Origin of the sequence: Microcoleus sp. PH2017_35_SFW_U_B (assembly GCF_020737865.1) — a bacterium.
Lineage (GTDB): Bacteria > Cyanobacteriota > Cyanobacteriia > Cyanobacteriales > Microcoleaceae > Microcoleus.
Genome location: NZ_JAEQDE010000063.1, coordinates 1 through 18811 on the forward strand (window position 1 = coordinate 1; position 18811 = coordinate 18811).

Consider the following 18811-nt stretch of genomic DNA (forward strand, 5'->3'; position numbering starts at 1 on the left):
GAGCCAGGTCATTGAGGAGCCGTATGTGGTGAAAGTCACAAGTACGGTTTTGAAGGAGAGGGGGAATGAGTAATTATTCCCTCGACTCTATCAAAGTAGCCAGTAAGTTAGGTGTAAGCTTAAACCAACTGGGTAGACGGTCTTTGACGACTCCCAGCGAGAGTTAGACTTTGGGTATTACCTAAATCTACTTTGTCCGCAGAATCTCAGTGGCGTTGACTCCCTGAGAGTGTCAACTATCGGAAGACACAAAGCCCAAATATTCCCTGAGAAAGATTTCATAACCCCGTTATTTAAGCTAAATATTAATTAGCTCAAATTAACTGATTGCCACTGCTGATTCAAGTGGCTTTTATCAAACTTGAGTTAAAGATTGTGCAGAAATTGAGTTAAATTCAGCCTGTTAACAATCTCAACGATCAAAACTTCTAAATACGGAGAAATTTTGTATGTCTTTTATCAACTTTAACCTCCCAGTCAAGCGTTTAGTTCGCAGTTTAATAGCTGTTTGTTTTTGTGCATTGATGTTTGTTTCTAATGCTTTCCCAGCTTTTGCCGTTACCAGCAGCCCCACCAAAGGTGAAGCTCAACTTTTGGGGATTGAGAAAGAAGCTCAAAAAGCTGTTTTGAAAGACCCGATGTCTCTGGAAGAAACTCAGAAAAAAGCTAATGAAGGGATTAATGAAGTTCAGGGAGATGCTGACAGCGAGAAGATGAAAAATCCTTCTAATACAAGCGCGACATCCTTTGAGCAACAAGTCAAAAAGGCTGTCAGCAAAATCAAAGACTAATTGGGCAGCTAAGCTGTTGTGCATTTAAACTGTATGTCAAGAAATAATTCAAGTCTTGTGGGATGGGCTTCTAGCCCGTCCCGAATATGCAATTGAAATGCACGACAGTTATCAGCATAAAAAAGTAGGGACACGGCAATGCCGTGTCCTTATTTTTTTGTGTCCGATATCAATTTAGCTCTAGTTTGAAGAATTGAGATCAGAGTGTTTGATCGTTCGGAATGCGAGTCCGCATCGGGAGCATCTCAGTTTTGCATTTATATATAGTGCGAGCTTAAGAGCTCGCGTATTGTACAACTCGCGAGCTCTTAAGCTCGCACTATAATAAAAAAAATGCTTTTTACAAAAATGAGATGCTCCCGTCCGCATCCATTACGCTTGACTAAAGTCCTTACTACAAACCAATTTTATGGTGTTGTTCTCAGAGGATATGATATCAGATAGAATAATAAAGTGGAAATGACTTGGCATCTTTCGGCTTGACGAACACTCTTTGCTGCGGCTGCAACTGCAAGTTATCGAATCTTTCTCTTGTCAAATTAGCATTCAGCACTTGACCGTCATCTAAGGTTAATTCCACCTGAATTTCCCATCCCAAATGAATCAAGCGACTGATTCTTGCCGGCACTGTTGCACTATTTTCGGTAGTTTCAATTACTACGTCGTGAGGGCGCAAGAAAATTTCTGGGTTGGCTGAGTCAAAGCCGTTGTCTTGAAACATTCTCGAACTGCTGGGTAACACGTTGACGGGCCCGATAAAACTCATGACGAATGCACTAGCTGGATGGTCGTAAATTTCTGCGGGTGTGCCTACTTGTTCGATTTTACCTTTATTCATTACTGTAATTCGATCGGCAACTTCCATCGCTTCTTCTTGGTCGTGCGTCACAAAGACTGTGGTAACGTGCACTTCGTCGTGGAGTCTTCGCAACCAAGCGCGCAAATCTTTGCGGACTTTGGCATCGAGAGCTCCAAAAGGTTCGTCTAGCAGTAACACTTTTGGTTCCACAGCCAGGGCTCTGGCGAGGGCTACCCGCTGACGCTGGCCTCCTGAAAGTTGCGACGGGTATCTGTCGCCCAATCCTCCCAATTGGACTAAATTTAACAATTCTTCTACGCGGGATTTGACTTTCGTCGGTGGAGTTTTCTGAATTTCCATGCCGAAAGCAATATTTTTTCGCACTGTCATGTGCTTGAATAGCGCGTAGTGCTGAAACACAAATCCAATTTTGCGGTCTTGGACGCTAGTATTGGTGGCATCTTGACCTGTCAGCCAGATTTTGCCGGAGTCGGGCATTTCTAAACCTGCAATCAGTCGCAGCAGGGTGGACTTGCCGGAACCAGACGGGCCCAGCAGTGCGACTAGAGAACCTGATTCAATTTTCAAGCTGACTCGATCGAGTGCTTGGAAACTGCCAAACTGTTTTGATACGTCTTCTACAACTATTCCCATAGGAAATTCGGCAACGGATGAGTGTAATGGATTTAACGGATGTTGAGCTTTGAGGTTCGAGGAAAGAGCGAAAAAAGTTAATCCCCGGTTTATGGATAGATTTATGTAAGATTTTATAGCACGATCGCACATCCGTTGCTTAATTTTAGGGTTTTGGCGATCGCACATCCGTTTTTAGATAGGAGATTTTAGATTTGAGATTGACTCTGGAAGATTCAATGCGAGTCTGAAATTTTGGCCTCTCCACCACAGCCCTGCGGGACTTTGTATTGGTTTTTGGGCGGAGTCAATCGATTTTAGATTTTAGATTTTAGATTTTAGATTGAGCCCACGGATAAATTCGGGGGAAGAGAGGATTTTCGATTTTCGATTTGGGATTGATTCCACGGATAAATCACGTGGCGGGTACCACCGTTGAAATTCTTGGTCAAACACCGGAAAATTTACAAAAATCCACGTCAATAACAAAACAACACAATTATTTACCACCAAAGTTGGCGTTTGGTACTACAATGCAGCAAAAGTTCAAGCGTTTTTGACTTCAAAGGCTGAGGGGATAAAGGAAAATGGGAGATGTTAGACCTGTGCCTGTAGGCATAGTTGGCGCTTCAGGTTATGGCGGCGTACAACTGGTGCGGCTGCTGGCGGATCACCCAGCGGCAGAAGTAGTGTATGTAGGCGGGGATAGCAGTGCGGGAAAACCTTTTTCCAGCCTTTATCCGCATCTGACTAACTGCATTGATTTGACTATTGAGGCGATCGACCTAGATAAAATAGCGGCAAAATGTGAAGTTGTGTTTCTGTCGCTGCCGAATGGTTTAGCTTGCCAAATGGCACCGACGCTGATTGAAGGCGGCTGCAAAGTTTTGGATTTGTCGGCTGACTACAGATTTGAAAATCTGGACACTTACAAAGCTTGGTACGGTGGCGAGCGATCGGACTCTGCTTTAGCTGCAACTGCTGTTTACGGTTTGCCAGAATTGTATCGCGATCGCATTAAAGACGCTCAATTAGTAGGCTGTGCCGGCTGCTACGTCACTGCTAGTTTATTAGCCCTGGCCCCCTTACTCAAACAAGGTCTGATCGAGCCAGAAACAGCAATTATCGACGCCAAATCAGGATCTTCGGGAGGGGGCCGCAAAGCCGAAGTTAATCTGTTGTTGGCAGAAGCTGACAATTCGATCGGCGCTTACGGGGTAGGCCGCCACCGCCACACCCCAGAAATTGAGCAAGTTTGCAGCCATTTAGCGGGACAAGATATCAAAGTCCAATTTACTCCCCACCTGATGCCGATGGTGCGGGGAATTCTGGCAACTGTTTACGCAAATTTGCGCGATCCGGGATTGGTGCGGGAAGATTTAATCACCATTTTCAGTGCTTTTTACCGCAATTCTCCTTTGGTAAAAGTGTTACCGGCTGGGGTTTATCCGCAATCTAAATGGGCTTGCGGCACGAATCTTTGTTACATTGGCGTGGAAGTAGATCCGCGCACTGATAGGGTAATTGTGATGTCGGCGATCGACAATTTAATTAAAGGTCAAGCCGGTCAAGGCATCCAGTGCATGAACTTGATGATGGGCTGGGAAGAAACTTTGGGTTTACCTCAATTGGCTTTCTATCCGTGATTATGGGGCATGGTAATTGGTAATGGGGATCAGTGTCAACTTAAGTTTGAAACCATTGATAAATCTCGTTTGTAGCTTAGTCTCGATCCCCCTAAATCCCCCTTAAGAAAGGGGACTTTGAATGCTTCTTGTCCCCCCCTTCTCAAGGGGGGCTAGGCAGGGTGGTTTTATTGTCGTCACACAAATTAGGTACGTAGTTGCGCTTAAGCGCTCTTTATAAGATTAGGAAAGAGCGCTTAAGCGCAACTACGTACCTTCGCCCAAGCGCGAGCCAATCTTTGAGCGATAATTTTGGTAGTTTCAGATTTCTTTTCCCGACAATAAAACCACCCTGCTTCTCAAGGGGGGCTAGGGGGGATCGAGCCTTGGTGGTAAACAGCCATGTGTGACTACGTTTGACCTGGTTGTTGACACCAATTCCCAATTCCCAATTACCCATTACCAAATTTTATTTGGGCCCGTAACCGATCGCACCAGCATAAATTGCCCGATCGCCCAATTCGTCCTCAATCCGCAATAAACGGTTATACTTAGCAACCCGTTCGCTGCGGCACAGAGAACCAGTCTTGATTTGACCGGCGCGAGTCGCTACGGCTAAATCAGCAATTGTAGTATCTTCAGTTTCACCCGAACGGTGGCTGATTACCGATCGATAGCTGTTGCGCTTCCCTAAGTCGATCGTATCCAAAGTCTCAGTCAAAGAACCAATTTGATTCAGCTTAATCAAAATCGAATTGCTAGCTTTCAAATCAATCCCTTTTTGCAAGCGCGTGCGATTAGTAACAAACAAATCGTCACCCACCAATTGAACTCTGCTACCCATTTTCTGAGTTAGCGCCACCCAACTATCCCAATCGTCTTCGTGCAAACCATCTTCAATGGAAACGATCGGATATTGTCCAACCAAACCATCCAAATAATCGATTAATTCTGCTGGCGAATGAGCCACACCGTCATAGGTGTACTTCCCATCTTTGTAAAATTCGCTAGCAGCAACATCCAAAGCCAAAGCAACTTGTTCACCCGGTTTGTAGCCAGCTTTTTCAATTGCCATCATTAACAAATCCAAAGCTTCCTGATTGGAACCCAAATTAGGAGCAAAACCGCCTTCATCGCCAACACCAGTCAGCAAATTTTTGTCTTTTAAGACTTTAGCCAGACTAGCAAATACTTCTGCACCCCAGCGCAAAGCTTCCTTAAAAGAAGGTGCTCCCACCGGTACAATCATAAACTCTTGAATGTCTACGTTGTTGTCGGCGTGGGAACCGCCGTTGATGACGTTCATCAAAGGCACTGGTAAAACGTTAGCCAAAGCGCCACCCAAGTAGCGGTAAAGGGGTATTTGTAAAGTCTCGGCGGCCGCCTTTGCTGTGGCTAGGGAGACTCCGAGAATGGCATTAGCGCCGAGGTTAGACTTGTTGGGGGAACCGTCCAAGTCAATCATAGTGCGATCGATTAATGGTTGGTCGATCGCATCCAGATTAGCCAAAGCGGGAGCAATTTTGTGTTCGACGTTAGCAACCGCTTTCAAAACTCCCTTACCACCGTAACGTTTTTTGTCATCGTCGCGGAGTTCGTGGGCTTCAAAAGAGCCTGTAGACGCGCCGCTGGGCACTTGGGCGAGTCCGACAACACCATTGGCTAGATACACTTCAGCTTCGATGGTAGGGCGGCCGCGGGAGTCGAGGATTTCTCTGGCTTTGATAGATTCGATCGCAGTGTCTTGCATATTAACGATTCCTGACTTTGCTCAAGGTTTGATGACATTTGGCAGTCTGTCGGTTCTCCCACACTGACTGCTGACGGGTAATAGAGTACGCGATCCCGAGAATTATTGGCGCAGAGTTCAAAATATTTGCGGATTTGGGCTACATCCAAGTGTCAATAAGCTGTGCTTGTTGAATATTTGTGGTAATTTTGACAGTCATTTAATTTGTTTAACCGCAAATACACGCACATTTGTTAATTGGAACATTTATTAAAATAAGACTGTCTAGAAAGTTCATATCAATCAATCAGGGAAAACTTAAATGTTAGAAACAAATCTCGGAACAGTTAAAGCCTCAGCTATCGACTCCGATCGAATTATTCCCGATCCACCAAACATCAGATTACTCACAGGGCCTTTGCCAAATCCTAGCGATCCCAACTTTTTCGACCTTACTCCCAACAACGATACAGTTCAATTAGCCAACGGAATTCTCCGCAACACTCCCGGAGGTTTGCGAGCCTTAGCAGGCGACGATTTTGTCCGAGGTTCCGGTGGTGCGGAACTGATGAATGGGAATGGGGGCGCAGATACTTTAATCGGAGGTTGTGGCAATGATACTATTCGCGGCGGTCAAGATTTTGACATACTGTACGGAGAATGTGGCAACGATATTCTCAGCGGCAATCAAGGCAATGATTACGCCTATGGAGGCACGGGAAATGACTTTGTTAGAGGTGGCCAAGGCAGTGATGCTTTAGTAGGAGAAAGTGGCAACGATACTCTAATCGGTGATGCTGGAATTGACAGACTTTGGGGAGGAGAAGGTGCAGATTTGTTTGTCCTCCGGAGAGAAGCTGGAGCAACTTCGCGTGAAATTGGTTCCGATCAACCACGTCCTGCTGGGACTTTTCCTGCTAACGTAGAGCAAGTGCCTGCGGATTTTATTCTTGACTACAATCCAGCGCAAGGTGATGTAATCGGATTGGCGGGAGGACTGACGCGAAATGATATTGTTTTAACGGAAAAGTTTTTAACAATTGGTGATGCGAGAGATTACGCGAGCAGTGGCCCTGTTCCTCCGGGAACGATTCAAACTGCTGATTTTAGATTTCTGGATACTAAGGCGACGGTGATTCGGGAAGCTAGCACCGGCAATATCTTGGGCTTGGTGAAAGATGTTTCGCCGAGTCAACTTCAATTTACCTCTGTGTCTGATAGTGCGATCGCCCTTGGATAGGATTTGTGAAAAAAACCCGGTTTATTAGATGGTCGCGAGTGCCCAGAAACCGGGTTTTTACGAAAATTGTTGGTGACAGCGTAGAAACTCAAAAAAACCCGGTTTCTTAGATTACGGGTGGTCAGAAACCAGGTTTTTATGGACTCGTATCGAGAGGCTTTTTAAGTTTCAGCTTAACATTGGTTCCTTTTTTAAGGACAACTTCACCACCAGGACTAGACAAGACATAAGCCGTTGCTGCTGCACCCCCAGCTAAAGTACCATGCTTGAATTTCGCTTTATCACCAACGAATTTACCGGCCACTGCTCCAGCTAAAATAATGCCAGCATTCTGAACAAACTTGCCTTTGGTTTTGGTTTCTACCTGAGTATTTACTAAGGTAACATCAAGGGGAGCGGCTGCACCATTTGCGAGTTTAATGTCATCAAAAACTAGATGCAAACTCGCTTTTTTGCCTTTAGCTGCTTTGACGACATCTTCCAGATGTCCCTGAATCACGGCATCTTTAAGAGTTTTATCTCCTCCTTTGACTCGCAGAGTAAAACGCTCGTTGTTGCGGTTTTTACCCGTGGATAAATCTTGTTGGAGAATGGTATCAAAACTGGTTCCAGCAGGGATGGCCGCTGCCTGATTTTTTAGCTTACCGGAACTAGCGTTGCTTTGGTTAGCCGGAGCAGAAGTTTTGCCGATCGGCTCGTTTGACTTCTGACAAGCAACAGCGTTACTGAGTAATACGGCACTCAGTAGTAAGGGCATTAACTTTTTCATCGTTTTTTTCTTCAATTCAATAGGCTATAAGAATCAGATTATGCTAAAAATAGCCAACGCGAACATAAAAAAAGCGATATTTTACTAAATTTTTGGGCGATCGCCAAGGGAGCATCTCAGTTTTGCATTTATTATTATAGTGCGAGCTTAAGAGCTCGCGTATTGTACAATACGCGAGCTCTTAAGCTCGCACTCAAAGAAAAAACGCTTTTTACAAAAATGAGATGCTCCCATCGCCAACCATACATGACTACTTATTTTTGACAAATAAATGCTTCTATCGTATATACAGCAAACGATTTAGACTGCCTAACTACCGCGACAGGGGGTAAGTTCCGTTTAAGATTGCCAAAAATCTGCCACATCATATCCCATTTCGCGGAGCATTTGCCGCAGCAAAGGCAAACTCAAACCAATCACATTGGTATGACAACCTTCGATTTTTTCCACAAAAAAGCCGCCTTTGCCTTCGAGTGCAAAACAGCCAGCACAGGCGAGAGGTTCTCCCGTAGCGACATAAGCAGCAATTTGACGCGAGGTAACTTCCGCAAAATAAACTTTTGTAACTTGACAGCGAATGAGCGATCGATCCATTGCCACATCAAAGCTATCAAATCTCGTATCAATTAAAGCATGACCCGTATAAAGTTCGCCAACTTTACCGCGCATTTTTTGCCAGCGCGAGATTGCTTCGTCGGCATCCTTGGGTTTGCCGTGAATTTCACCATCAATGACCAAAATTGAATCGCATCCTAACACTACACACGATTTGGGATTGGGGATTTGCGGGTGAGAATTAGCCAGCAAAAAACTAGCTACAGCGTCAGCTTTTCCTTCTGCTAAAACCTGCACTAATTTAGTAGCATCCCTCATTTTTATTTGCCCTTCATCAAAGTCGCTGGGGCAAATCACAGCTTGAATGCCTGCATTGCTTAGCAGGCTGCGGCGCGCGGGAGAAGCTGAGGCTAATACAAAAGTTGGAGTTTTCATAAGTTAAGAAGTCAGTTGACAGTTGACAGTTGACAGTTGACAGTTGACAGTTGACAGTTATTATTTGTCATTAGTTATTTGTTACCAATAACCTTCCAGGCTCTACCTCCAATGACCAATGCCCAATGCCCAATGCCCAATGCCCAATGCCCACTGTCAAATTACTTTTTAACCCTAATAAACAGAGAAAGATTTAACAACTTTCTCAAAAGCTTCTTTGACTTTCGGCCAGCGTTCTTCGGTAGTGGAAACGTTCAGGGTAAATAGTTTGCCACGGCTGACTGCTACGCTAGCTAAGTTGTGCCGTTGTTGGTTTGGGAGTTTGACGGCGTATTCTAAAATGTAATAGTTTTTCGATCGCGATTCCCGACTTTCTGCATTGACTAATTCAGCTTCGCGGCCGGAATCAGCCGGGGCGATCCTCTTCGAGGGCTTCGCTAACGCACTTTTGCTAAGCTTGTATCCCACATCCGTTGGCGTGCCCAAATCTGCGAGAGTTTTGTTCCCAGCCACTGGACTGATGACCACGCTGACATTCTCGGTTTGCTGGATCAAATCGCGGAACACCACATCGGGCCCGTTAGAAACTGCGATCGGCAACCAGCCGTTAGGATAAAGAAATTGATAGCCGTCGCCAGTATCAACGTAGCTTTTGAGTCCGGTAGCTACAGAGACACAACCGGTCAAGCTGAGAGAGAAAACCACCAGAAGTATTGCTGCAATTCGTTTGAGCATTATTTTTACAAGTACCGTAACACTAAAATATTTAATTTAAATTGTCTCATCAAACCTTGCAAAAATAGTTAAGCTATGGATCGCCAATTGTGTATTGTTGGCAAGCCATAGCCGTACAGTTTAATTTTAAACAAAGTTATTACAGGTTAGTTAGCCAGCTAATCAGTCCGTGCTTGGTAGAAACTTCTAAAGCCAAGAGAGAAACAAAACCAATCATGGCAAGTCGGCCGTTCAAGCGTTCTGCGTAGGGTGTAAAGCCTGTGCGGGCTTCATCGTCAATGTATACTTTGGGCTCGATCGCAAAATTGTTCATTTTACCGTCGTTGTCAAGTAGTAAGCCTCTGTCAGCCATGTCAGTGTCCTAAGTTGTTTTTGGTGTAATGTAAACTAATGTAACAGACTTATGAAGAGATGTAAAGGATTATGAGTTTTTTTTTCAAAGTCGCGACTCAGATACCAGTTTCCCCCAAAAATCCAACGGGCTGACAAGCTCGAAACCCCTATAGAATAAGTAATTCCCAACCTAAAATCTCAAATCTTAAATCTCCAATGGCATGACTGTAGACAGTAGACTCACGGCCCCGGAGGGGGGAGGATAGAGTTGAGAGGCGCAAAAATCGATGGTGTGGCAAATCCCAGTCTGGGTTTGACGAAAATAGTGGAAGAATGGAGGAAAAATTTATGCGGGCCAGTCTGGAAATGCGGTGGTTTTATAGCGGTGCGCTGCCAAAACCGATCGGGCAATGGTTTGGAAGCGAGAGTCTGGGCGGGTATCTATCCCCGCCTGAAGAGCGAGAAGATTTATATTTGCTGATACCTAGTTGCGACTACTTGGGAGTAAAACTGCGCGGGAAAAATTTACAAGTAAAGTGGCGGCAGGAAGAATTGGGGGTGATGCAGTTCGGCAACCGCTGGGAAGGCAAAGCCGAGAAATGGCTGAAGTGGATATGTGCCGACACGATGGCGCCAGTACCGGCGGATATAATCGCGACAGGAAAGTGGGTGAGGGTGAAAAAAAAGCGAGCCCAGCGTCTTTACCAAGTTTCTGCCCCTGGTGCGCTAATGTCTGTGCCTGTCGAAGCCCCAATTCCCCAAGGCTGCATTGTAGAAATTACTCAGTTAAATGTTAACGGCACTGCGTCGTGGACTTTGGGATTTGAAGCGTTTGGTAGCGAAGGTTTTTTGACCGAAAGTCTGGAAACAGTAGCTAATTGGACGAGCAAAAGTTATCAGGCGCAAAAGTTGAAAGCTGAGGATTCTTCGGGTTATCCGATTTGGCTGGCTGGTAAGTAATATCAAATCCCTTTGAATCATACCGCCTGTATTCTTTAGTTCCCATCTGTTGGGACGAAAAATAAGACGGCGGTTGAAACCGCGTCTACACAAACTAAGTCCGCCTCCGCGGACTGAAGAAAATAACGCAATTTTAACCGCCCGGTCTTTCTTCTATTCGCCCTCTCCTATTCTCCCCACTTTGGCAGAAGTTCTGAGAATTTGACAAGCCAAAATCGCCGCCCCAAACCCATTATCAATATTAACCACACCCACACCAGCCGCACAAGAATTGAGCATAGTTAAAAGAGGAGCAATCCCGCCAAAACTCGCGCCGTAACCTACACTTGTCGGCACAGCAATCACCGGACAATCCGCCAAACCTGCAACCACACTCGCCAAGGCACCTTCCATACCCGCAACCGCAATCAACACATCAGCATCATCAATTACGTGGCGATTACTTAGCAAGCGGTGAATCCCAGCAACTCCCACATCCCACAAACGCCGCACCCCAAAACCGCAAAGTTCCGCAGTCACAGCAGCCTCTTCCGCCACAGGCAAATCCGCTGTTCCTGCACTGATAATAGTCACTGTACCCGGACGCTGGGGAGTTGGGAATTTATCAGAAATTGCACAAATTCGAGCTGTTTGGTAGTAGCACAAGTCGGGTATTTTTTGCTGTAATTGCTCAAAAACCTCTGGTTCAATTCGCGTCGCCATCACCGCAGGATTTCGGCCGCGCATCGCCCCGATAATCTCAACAATTTGGTCTGGCGTTTTTCCGGGGCCCCAGATGACTTCGGGAAAACCGGTTCTTAAGGTGCGGTGGTGGTCAATTTTGGCAAAATCGCCGACTTGTTCAAAGTCAAAATGCTTTAATTTGTCCAAAGCTGCGATCGGGCTAACATCGCCCGCCGCCACAGATTCGAGTAACTTCTGTAAAATTTCAGGTTCCATGAACTAATGATATCTTCTGGGTTCAAACAACACTTAAGATGGGTTCCTAGTAAGGACTTCAGTCCTTCTTTCTGAGGACTAAAGTCCTCACTACTTAAGATTGGTTCGTAGTAAGGACTTCAGTCCTTCTTTCTGAGGACTAAAGTCCTTACTACGAACCAATAATGACTATTCTGCAATTTTCAGCTCGTACAAATTCCAGAAAGCACCGCCGAGAGCACTATAGCGAATTCCCGAAACGCGATCGCGCACCGCCTCAAAAGTCAGCGGATTCACCATATAAATAAAAGGCACTTGTTCCGCGATAATCCGCTGCGTCTCCCCATACAGTTCCTTGCGCTTCGCCTCGTCAAGCTCCTGAGAAGCCTTCACATACAAGTCATCAATTTTCTGCTCCCAGTCGTAAACTTCCCGACCTTTAATCGGCGGTTCTCCAGCTTGCGGGCCCTGGTTGAAACTGTGCAAAGTCCCCTTGACTGACCAAATATTGTAACCGCTGTGCGGTTCAGTACCTCCGGTAAAACCGCCGAGGTAAGTATCCCAATTTTTAGTCAGGCGCAGCTTTTCCACATAAGTGTTAAAACTCAGGAACTGCGTATCAACTTCCATCCCCAGTTTACCCAAATCTTGCTTAATTTGCGTTCCCATTTGCTCCCGCACTTTTTTGCCTGCGGCCATCAACAAAGTAAACCGCACTTTGTTGCCCTCAGCATCCAACAATTCGCCGTTACTATTATACTTGAATCCTGCACTTAACAGTAACTCTTTCGCTTTTTCCAGATTGTAACTGTAAGTTTTTAATCCCTGTTCTGGAGACAAGTAGAACGGACTTTGCGCGGGTATCGGCGAATGTAGTGGTGCGCCCAGCCCGCGATAGATATTGTTAGTCATGGCGTCGCGGTTCATGCCATAGGCGATCGCCTGTCGAAACTCCTTACTCAAAAACCACTTAGACTTAATCGGGTCTACAAACGGCTGATTTTGAGCGTTACGCCCCTTATTCAGATTGAAACACATAAACACGCTGCCAGTGTCTGGGCCGCCGTTGAATATCGTATATTTGCCGCGTTTTTCCTCCCGTTTCAGCAGCGGAAACACCTCCGGCTGCACGTCCAGAGTATCCAAATCGCCCGATCGAAAATTCAGCAGTTGATTGTCAGTATTTTCGATAATTTGCCAAACAATTTGCTGGATGTAAGGTTGACTGTTATTCTCTGTATCTTTGCGCCAAAAATAGGGATTTCGTTCCAAAACAACGCGCTGGTTGGGAGTATAGCTCAGCATTCGGTATTGGCCGTTACCGACAATTTTTTTGGGGTCAGTATCCGTACCCCAAGCAGACAGGAATTTAGGCTTGCCGTCTGCCTCTGTCTGGGTGGCAGCTTCCTGCAAGATATGAGCTGGTAAAATCGGTATTCCCCCAGCAAATCTAATAAAAGGAGCAAAAGGTTCTGGCACTGAAAATTCAATGCGGCGGCTGTCAATTTTTTTGAGTTTTGGTAATTGACGGCTGATGCCAACTCTCAGATTATCTTTCAAGCCGCTAGGAATTTTTTCATTGAAATAAATCTTTTCATAGCTGAATATAATATCATCAGTTGTCATCGGTTCGCCGTCCGACCATTTCAATCCTTCTCGCAGGGTGAAGACAATCTTTTTGCCATCTTTAGAAACTTCCCAGGATTCAGCTAAACCGGGTTCTAGTTTCGATGTCACCCCGTTTTCGTTGAGCAATCCCTCGTACATATAGCCAAACACGCTGTATGCAGACTGATTTAGCGGGTAGTTAAACGTAGCCGGGCCGCTGGGGGTGGGAACGACGAGTCTGTTTGCTAAGTTAGTCGATCGGGCTGGAGTGCACGCAGACAGAGTTATCGCGGCAATTACCGCCAGTAAAATCAAGAGCGATCGTAGTTTTGAATATAACATCGTAGAATTTTTCATAGCTTTTAAATATACCATTTCCGTCCAACTACGACTGAGATTGCAACCACCCTAGAAAGTCTTCAGTACGCGAAAAATACTTGGTTATCCCTACTTCCCGCAAAGCATCTTGAACTGATGGCAGACCAAATTCCTTTGTATTATTGCTCAAAAATACCTTAACTTGATTAGGTTGTAAGTGTGCATGGTTCAAAATGCAGTTGAGAATTAAATTGTCTGTCGGGTCTTCTTCAATAAAAATTGAATCCAAATTTTCTCGAAGTATTTGCGCTGTTAATTGGATCATTTCTACCTTGGCAACCAACAAATCAAGAGCATTAAAAAGACGTGCATTAATATCATTGAGCAGCCCCTCATTCTCGGTGAGGGCTTCCTCTAAGTGGAAGACAAGAGACTGGGCAGATGGTGAAGTTTTATCTCGCTTTAGCTGACTGATTTGTTTTTGCATTTCACCGAAAAAACGGTTGCGTCGCTTGATCTCGTCTTCTAAAGCTGATAGTGCTTCCATGCAGCAAATATCTGGTATTGCTATGTTGACTGATGTCGGTACACTTAACAACAAGTTGTTAGCATCAGGGTCGCGTCCTGTAGCAATGCTCATCAAAAAGTTAGTCTCGATATATAAAATTGCCACCAATTTCTACTCCTGATTTTGTCGTTCCACCTGCTAGCAGTGGCAGCAAACCGATTTGTTCTATCTGTTCTGACGCAGTTGGAATCTCAGACTTCCAATTATAAGCTAAGTCGCGCAGCCATGCTTCAATCAATCTTGTTAGGTATCGCTTAAATATCCGCTTGTTGTGAAATTCCGGCTCATAATTGCGAAGTATCTCACCAGTGTTTAGAGAACAAACAGGTTCAGATAAATTTACTCCGTCCCATTTGAAAATCAGAATTTGTTCGGTGTCAACAAACATGGCATAAGGAATGAGTGTGCGTTCTTCGGACATTTTTGCCAAGGCAGCTTTCATCCAAGATATCATGCGATCGGTAATCTTCTGCTTGGCTGCTGTTTCTTGAGCTTGAATAATTTTGACTTCAATCAGCACGACTACCCGATCGTCCTTATCGAGAGCGATGATGTCAACGTCGATTGGGGTTTCGATTTTCAAGTTTTCGGCAAGCATAGATTTGACTCCTAAATTAGCGGAAAATTGTCATAACCTGACAACTATTTTAGCATTAACAAAACTACAGCATAGGCTGCAATTCCTTCCTCTCTCCCCACGGGCCCTAACTTTTCGTTGGTAGTAGCTTTGATGGCAACTTGGTCTGGTTTTAATTGTAGGACAGCAGAAAGGCGATCGCACATTTGCTTAATATGCGGTTTCAGCTTCGGACGTTCGGCCACAACCACCGAGTCAATATTGCCAATTTCCCAGCCTTTATCTAATATTAACTGATTGACTTGTGCCAGCAACACGAGACTGTCTGCACCTTTCCATTTTGGGTCAGTTGGCGGGAAATACAGGCCGATATCTCCCAAACACAGAGCTCCCAGCATCGCGTCCATAATCGCGTGGGTGAGTACGTCTGCGTCGCTGTGTCCTAATAAGCCTAATTCGTGGGGAATGTGGACGCCACCGAGGATCAAGGGGCGTTCTGGAACTAAGCAGTGAATGTCGTAACCGTTACCGATGCGGATGTTCATGTCATTCAGTTGACAGTTGACAGTTGACAGTTGACAGTTGACTTCGGAGGGGCCACCTTTACCTAGAAGTCCGAGGATTGGAGTAATGAATAATCTGATTTTAATTTTTCCAGATCGGGGTTTGGGCTTTAAACCAATTCTTTTTGGTGAATTTTAGGTGGCTAAAAAGCAGACAGTAGAGTATTATGTCATAGTCTGTGTGGATATGAGTAGGTTTTTTGGGCGACTGACTTGTTTTATGTTTCGGGCGATATTGGAGGAATGCGATCGGCTGTTAAAATTACTACTTTCCCATCTTCCCACACAGCAATAGATTCACCTAATTTGCGGTGTCTTTCAATAGCTGCTGCAACTGCCGCTTTCACTCCAACATTAATCTTTGTAGATAAAAGTTGTCTTGGTTTTGATTGTTTCATTTTATTTTTGAGTTATTTGATTCCAGCTTTCAATATTATAGATTATCTGTTCTTCCTCGATACTCCCTTCTGCTACTAACTGAGCCGTTTCGTGAGAGTTGTCATAGATAATCCAATTGTCGCACAGTGGCAAATACAGAGCTATCAAATTTCGCAGTCCTCTGTCATAGCGGCGGCGGATAACATCTTCTGGGATAGAATGACCGCCGCTAGCTACCCGTCGGGCTACTCTTGCTACGGCCAGTTCGGGCGATCGCAACCAAAAGTAAATTAGGTTAATTGTATAATCTTTTGTTTTACAACTTCTGAGAAAAGTTGCAAAGCTACGGGCTGCTAGAGTAGTCTCAAAAGCAAAATCAGTTCCAGAATTAGATAGTGTTTGCAGTCTTTCTAGCATGATTCGTCCGGCGGTAATCGCTACCGACTCGGGATTGAATGGCGAAAGTGCAGCCGCAATCGCGTCTGCATTGACATATTCAAAACAGTCGAGAAAATTGGGCAATAAACTCATTGATGCGGTGGTTTTGCCGGAACCGTTAGCGCCACCAATTATGTAAAGATTCGGCATAAGTTTAGCATAAATTAATCAGGCAGGACTTAGGTTTTGTATGGTGCGTAGCTTGCACCTTATATCATTTTGACAAAAGATTGCTACACAATAAATAAAGTTGTGTTTGTTTGTAAAACTATTGTGGTCAGGTGCGTCGCTCTTAAATGGTCGATATGTAACTAGGAATTGTTCGTGGCGACACACCCTACGACTACTTTAAGCTGCGGTCTATCTATCAATCAAAGATTTATGCAATGCTAGTCTAAGCAACCCGAATCAAATCTGGATAAGCACCCAACAAATCATCGCCCGTCAAACTATCCGTTTCCTGCTGCGGACTCCAAATCACCTCTAAAACCAGCAGATTCTCAGCAGGAGTCGCCGCCGATTTTTCTAACACTGCTTTCAACTTCGCAACATCGCGAATGTCTCCAAACAGCGGTCTGCTATTCTCTGTCCCTATCAAAAACGTGACTGTAATATACTCTCCAGGCTCTTCATCGCCAGCACTAACAGACTGTCTGCGACGGATATCGCCATTCACCATACTCAAAGTTTCCACACTTAATTTGCTGCGTTCTTGCATCGAAATTTGATTGAATATTTGCGTTGCTTGTTCTCGACTTTCGACTATCTGGGAATTCGCACAAACGTGAGTCCACTTTTCTCGATTTCGCAAAACAATCAAAACAGCTTCTTGCAAAAATTCCGCACGTTGATTAGCATTTTTTATGTCAGAACTTAACGTTAGTTCAGTTAGCTGACTGGGAACTTCGCGAGCTTCTGCCAACATGGCAATTTGCAACTTAGTGACCGCAAAAATTTGTTTTTTAGATTCTTTGGCAGGGTGTTGTCGATAATAGTAAATACAGTAAGCAATTAACGCAACGCAACCTCCAGCAACAAACAGCCAAAACACTACAATTTTCCAATCATCATCAGATTCCGAACTCGGAGGGTTATTCGAGTTATTGTCAGTGGTAATTGGTGCTGGTGCATTGACTGCTGGTTGTTGCTCTGAACCTATATTTGGCTGACTGTTATCTGGATTGTCTGAAGTTGGCGAATTGGGATCGCTGTCGCCCGAATTATTATTAGTGGTAACTGGTGCTGGATTGACGGCTGGTTGTTGATTTGAACCTGTGTTTTGCTGACTGTTACCGGAATTATAAGGAACTACATAACTCGGCCCTGAATTATAGGTGCGCTGCTGGATAATTACAGTTCTGTTATTGCTAGATTGTGGCGGAATCGGAGGGTTAGGTGCGGCGACAGGTGCAGGTGCGGCGGGCTTGTCAAAAGAGCCGCTGCGAACTCTTCCGCCAGTGTTGCTGCTGTTGCTGGGGCGGCTGGGATTGGAACTAGCAGCACTATTCGATCTGCTGTTACTGGAACTAGAAGAACTAGAAGAATTAGGCGAGGTATTGCTAGGACGGCTGGAACTGGAAGAAGAACTAGAAGAAGAACTAGAAGAACTCGATCGCCCGCCACTACTTCCTCCACTGCTGCCGCCGCTGCTTCTTGCCAAAGCTTCCTGGTTAATATTTAACCATTTGCCACCGCTGCTGGGAGTTAAATTTACAGTAACTTCACCCGCGAGCAAAAAGCCGATCGCCCAACAGCACAAAAGTTGATTTTTTAGCATAAATTCTCTGGGAAAAAATCCAGTGTTAAATCAAGAACGTCAACAGCCCACAGCCCACAGCCTACAGTTAATTAATCCGCTAGCAAATCCGGGCGGCGCGATCGAGTTCTTTCAATTTGCTGTTCCTTGCGCCAGCGAGCAATTTCTGCGTGATTACCAGACAGCAACACGTCGGGTACCTTCAATCCCCGAAAATCGGCCGGCCTAGTGTACTGCGGATAGTCCAAAAGTCCGTCTTCAAAACTCTCAAATTTCAGCGAATCTTCCTTGGCCACGGTTCCCCGCAACAATCGCAAAACCCCATTAATCAAAGCCAAAGCCGGAATTTCCCCGCCTGTGAGCACAAAATCGCCTAGAGACACCTCGCGAGTTACCAAGTGCAGCACTCGATCGTCCACACCCTCATAATGGCCGCAAATCAACACCAACTGATCGCACCCGGTGGCGAACTCCCGAAACATCGGCTGCTGCATCGGTTCGCCCTGGGGAGTCAGCAAAATCACCTCCCGTCTCGGCAAAACCGGTAGCGATTCCACCGCAGCAAAAATTGGTTCCGGCTTCATCAGCATCCCCACTCCGCCCCCGTAAGGTTCGTCATCGACTCGCTGGTGCTTGTCTGTGGTAAAATGGCGGGGATTGACAAAATTTACCTCAGCAATATTTTTAGCTAAGGCTTTGCCCATGAGTCCCGATGCTAGGGGAGCCAGGAAAAATTCTGGAAACAGGGTAACTACGTCAAATCGCACAATTATTGGAATTTATTGATACATCACCTCTAGTTTGACCCGGAGAGGCCGATCGGTTTTCAGTAATTGCTTTATTCTTTATAATTTCTTATAATTTCTGAGAATTTTTGCCACTTAAATTCTCTTCCTTTGTCCGCGAGCCGATTTTGTACAACAATCATCTGTTCTCAGGACGGTGACTTGTGTAAAATCGCCCTTAAACAACTGCGCGATCGCGCGATCGCACCTTACTCGCACCAAAAAATATTTACTCTTAAAAAGCCCCATTGTACTCACAGGCACGGCAAAATTTAATTTCACATCTCACAGAGGAAGA

Annotated in this window: 19 protein-coding genes; 4 read left to right on the plus strand and 15 right to left on the minus strand. The window is 45.2% G+C overall.

All coding sequences use genetic code 11. From position 1 onward, the window contains the following. Positions 1-449 precede the first annotated feature (449 nt). Positions 450-791 (plus strand): low temperature-induced protein, encoded by a 342-nt coding sequence (locus JGK36_RS17750; protein WP_293180811.1) that lies wholly within the window; start codon positions 450-452, stop codon positions 789-791. Between the two features lie 436 nt (positions 792-1227). Here the strand turns inward: JGK36_RS17750 and JGK36_RS17755 are convergent, their stop codons facing one another. Next, a complete protein-coding gene (locus JGK36_RS17755; RefSeq protein WP_293180814.1) occupies positions 1228-2244 on the minus strand; it encodes a sulfate/molybdate ABC transporter ATP-binding protein in 1017 nt (338 codons plus the stop codon). 566 nt (positions 2245-2810) lie between these two features. On the opposite strand from JGK36_RS17755, the gene argC reads away from it, so the two are divergent. Then, positions 2811-3869: an N-acetyl-gamma-glutamyl-phosphate reductase gene (argC, locus tag JGK36_RS17760; protein WP_293180817.1), complete on the plus strand. Its 1059-nt coding sequence runs from the start codon at positions 2811-2813 to the stop codon at positions 3867-3869. A gap of 448 nt (positions 3870-4317) precedes the next feature. On the opposite strand, the gene eno is transcribed toward argC, so the two are convergent. Further along, complete coding sequence (gene eno / locus JGK36_RS17765) at positions 4318-5607, minus strand: phosphopyruvate hydratase (RefSeq protein ID WP_363319160.1); 1290 nt, start codon at positions 5605-5607, stop codon at positions 4318-4320. Positions 5608-5899: 292 nt separating this feature from the next. Here eno and JGK36_RS17770 point away from each other — a divergent pair, with 292 nt between their 5' ends. Next, positions 5900-6817 carry a calcium-binding protein gene (locus JGK36_RS17770; RefSeq protein ID WP_293180823.1) on the plus strand — a complete coding sequence of 306 codons (918 nt, stop codon included), beginning with the start codon at positions 5900-5902 and terminating at the stop codon, positions 6815-6817. A 136-nt stretch (positions 6818-6953) separates the two neighbouring features. Here the strand turns inward: JGK36_RS17770 and JGK36_RS17775 are convergent, their stop codons facing one another. From JGK36_RS17775 to JGK36_RS17790, 4 genes are all read right to left on the minus strand, one after another. Beyond that, positions 6954-7586, minus strand: coding sequence for a hypothetical protein (locus JGK36_RS17775; RefSeq protein ID WP_293180826.1), 633 nt, complete (start codon positions 7584-7586; stop codon positions 6954-6956). A gap of 339 nt (positions 7587-7925) precedes the next feature. Beyond that, positions 7926-8576, minus strand: coding sequence for a nucleoside triphosphate pyrophosphatase (locus tag JGK36_RS17780; protein WP_293196805.1), 651 nt, complete (start codon positions 8574-8576; stop codon positions 7926-7928). A gap of 174 nt (positions 8577-8750) precedes the next feature. Next, positions 8751-9311, minus strand: coding sequence for a photosystem II reaction center PsbP (gene psbP / locus JGK36_RS17785; RefSeq protein WP_293180832.1), 561 nt, complete (start codon positions 9309-9311; stop codon positions 8751-8753). A 139-nt stretch (positions 9312-9450) separates the two neighbouring features. After that, on the minus strand, positions 9451-9663 hold the full coding sequence (locus JGK36_RS17790; protein ID WP_293154096.1) for a chlorophyll a/b-binding protein: 213 nt from the start codon (positions 9661-9663) through the stop codon (positions 9451-9453). A 314-nt stretch (positions 9664-9977) separates the two neighbouring features. On the opposite strand from JGK36_RS17790, the gene JGK36_RS17795 reads away from it, so the two are divergent. Next, the gene (locus JGK36_RS17795; protein ID WP_293196806.1) at positions 9978-10604 is read left to right on the plus strand and encodes a hypothetical protein; all 627 of its coding nucleotides are present in this window, start codon (positions 9978-9980) and stop codon (positions 10602-10604) included. Between the two features lie 153 nt (positions 10605-10757). On the opposite strand, the gene larB is transcribed toward JGK36_RS17795, so the two are convergent. From larB to trmD, 9 genes are all read right to left on the minus strand, one after another. Next, positions 10758-11543, minus strand: coding sequence for a nickel pincer cofactor biosynthesis protein LarB (gene larB, locus JGK36_RS17800; protein WP_293196807.1), 786 nt, complete (start codon positions 11541-11543; stop codon positions 10758-10760). 168 nt (positions 11544-11711) lie between these two features. Beyond that, positions 11712-13472, minus strand: coding sequence for an ABC transporter substrate-binding protein (locus JGK36_RS17805; RefSeq protein WP_293196808.1), 1761 nt, complete (start codon positions 13470-13472; stop codon positions 11712-11714). Between the two features lie 43 nt (positions 13473-13515). Then, positions 13516-14121, minus strand: a complete 606-nt coding sequence (locus JGK36_RS17810; protein ID WP_293191115.1) for a PIN domain-containing protein — start codon at positions 14119-14121, stop codon at positions 13516-13518. Next, complete coding sequence (locus tag JGK36_RS17815) at positions 14096-14614, minus strand: hypothetical protein (protein WP_293180848.1); 519 nt, start codon at positions 14612-14614, stop codon at positions 14096-14098. Before JGK36_RS17815 ends, JGK36_RS17810 begins: the two co-directional genes overlap by 26 nt. Positions 14615-14658: 44 nt before the next feature. Next, positions 14659-15138, minus strand: a complete 480-nt coding sequence (ispF, locus tag JGK36_RS17820; protein WP_293191113.1) for a 2-C-methyl-D-erythritol 2,4-cyclodiphosphate synthase — start codon at positions 15136-15138, stop codon at positions 14659-14661. Between the two features lie 236 nt (positions 15139-15374). After that, positions 15375-15554 carry a hypothetical protein gene (locus JGK36_RS17825; RefSeq protein WP_293180854.1) on the minus strand — a complete coding sequence of 60 codons (180 nt, stop codon included), beginning with the start codon at positions 15552-15554 and terminating at the stop codon, positions 15375-15377. Position 15555: 1 nt separating this feature from the next. Continuing rightward, complete coding sequence (locus tag JGK36_RS17830; RefSeq protein WP_293180857.1) at positions 15556-16122, minus strand: zeta toxin family protein; 567 nt, start codon at positions 16120-16122, stop codon at positions 15556-15558. 244 nt (positions 16123-16366) lie between these two features. Then, positions 16367-17749, minus strand: a complete 1383-nt coding sequence (locus tag JGK36_RS17835; RefSeq protein WP_293196809.1) for a DUF1517 domain-containing protein — start codon at positions 17747-17749, stop codon at positions 16367-16369. A gap of 71 nt (positions 17750-17820) precedes the next feature. Next, positions 17821-18495: a tRNA (guanosine(37)-N1)-methyltransferase TrmD gene (gene trmD, locus JGK36_RS17840; protein WP_293180863.1), complete on the minus strand. Its 675-nt coding sequence runs from the start codon at positions 18493-18495 to the stop codon at positions 17821-17823. Between the last annotated feature and the right edge of the window lie 316 nt (positions 18496-18811).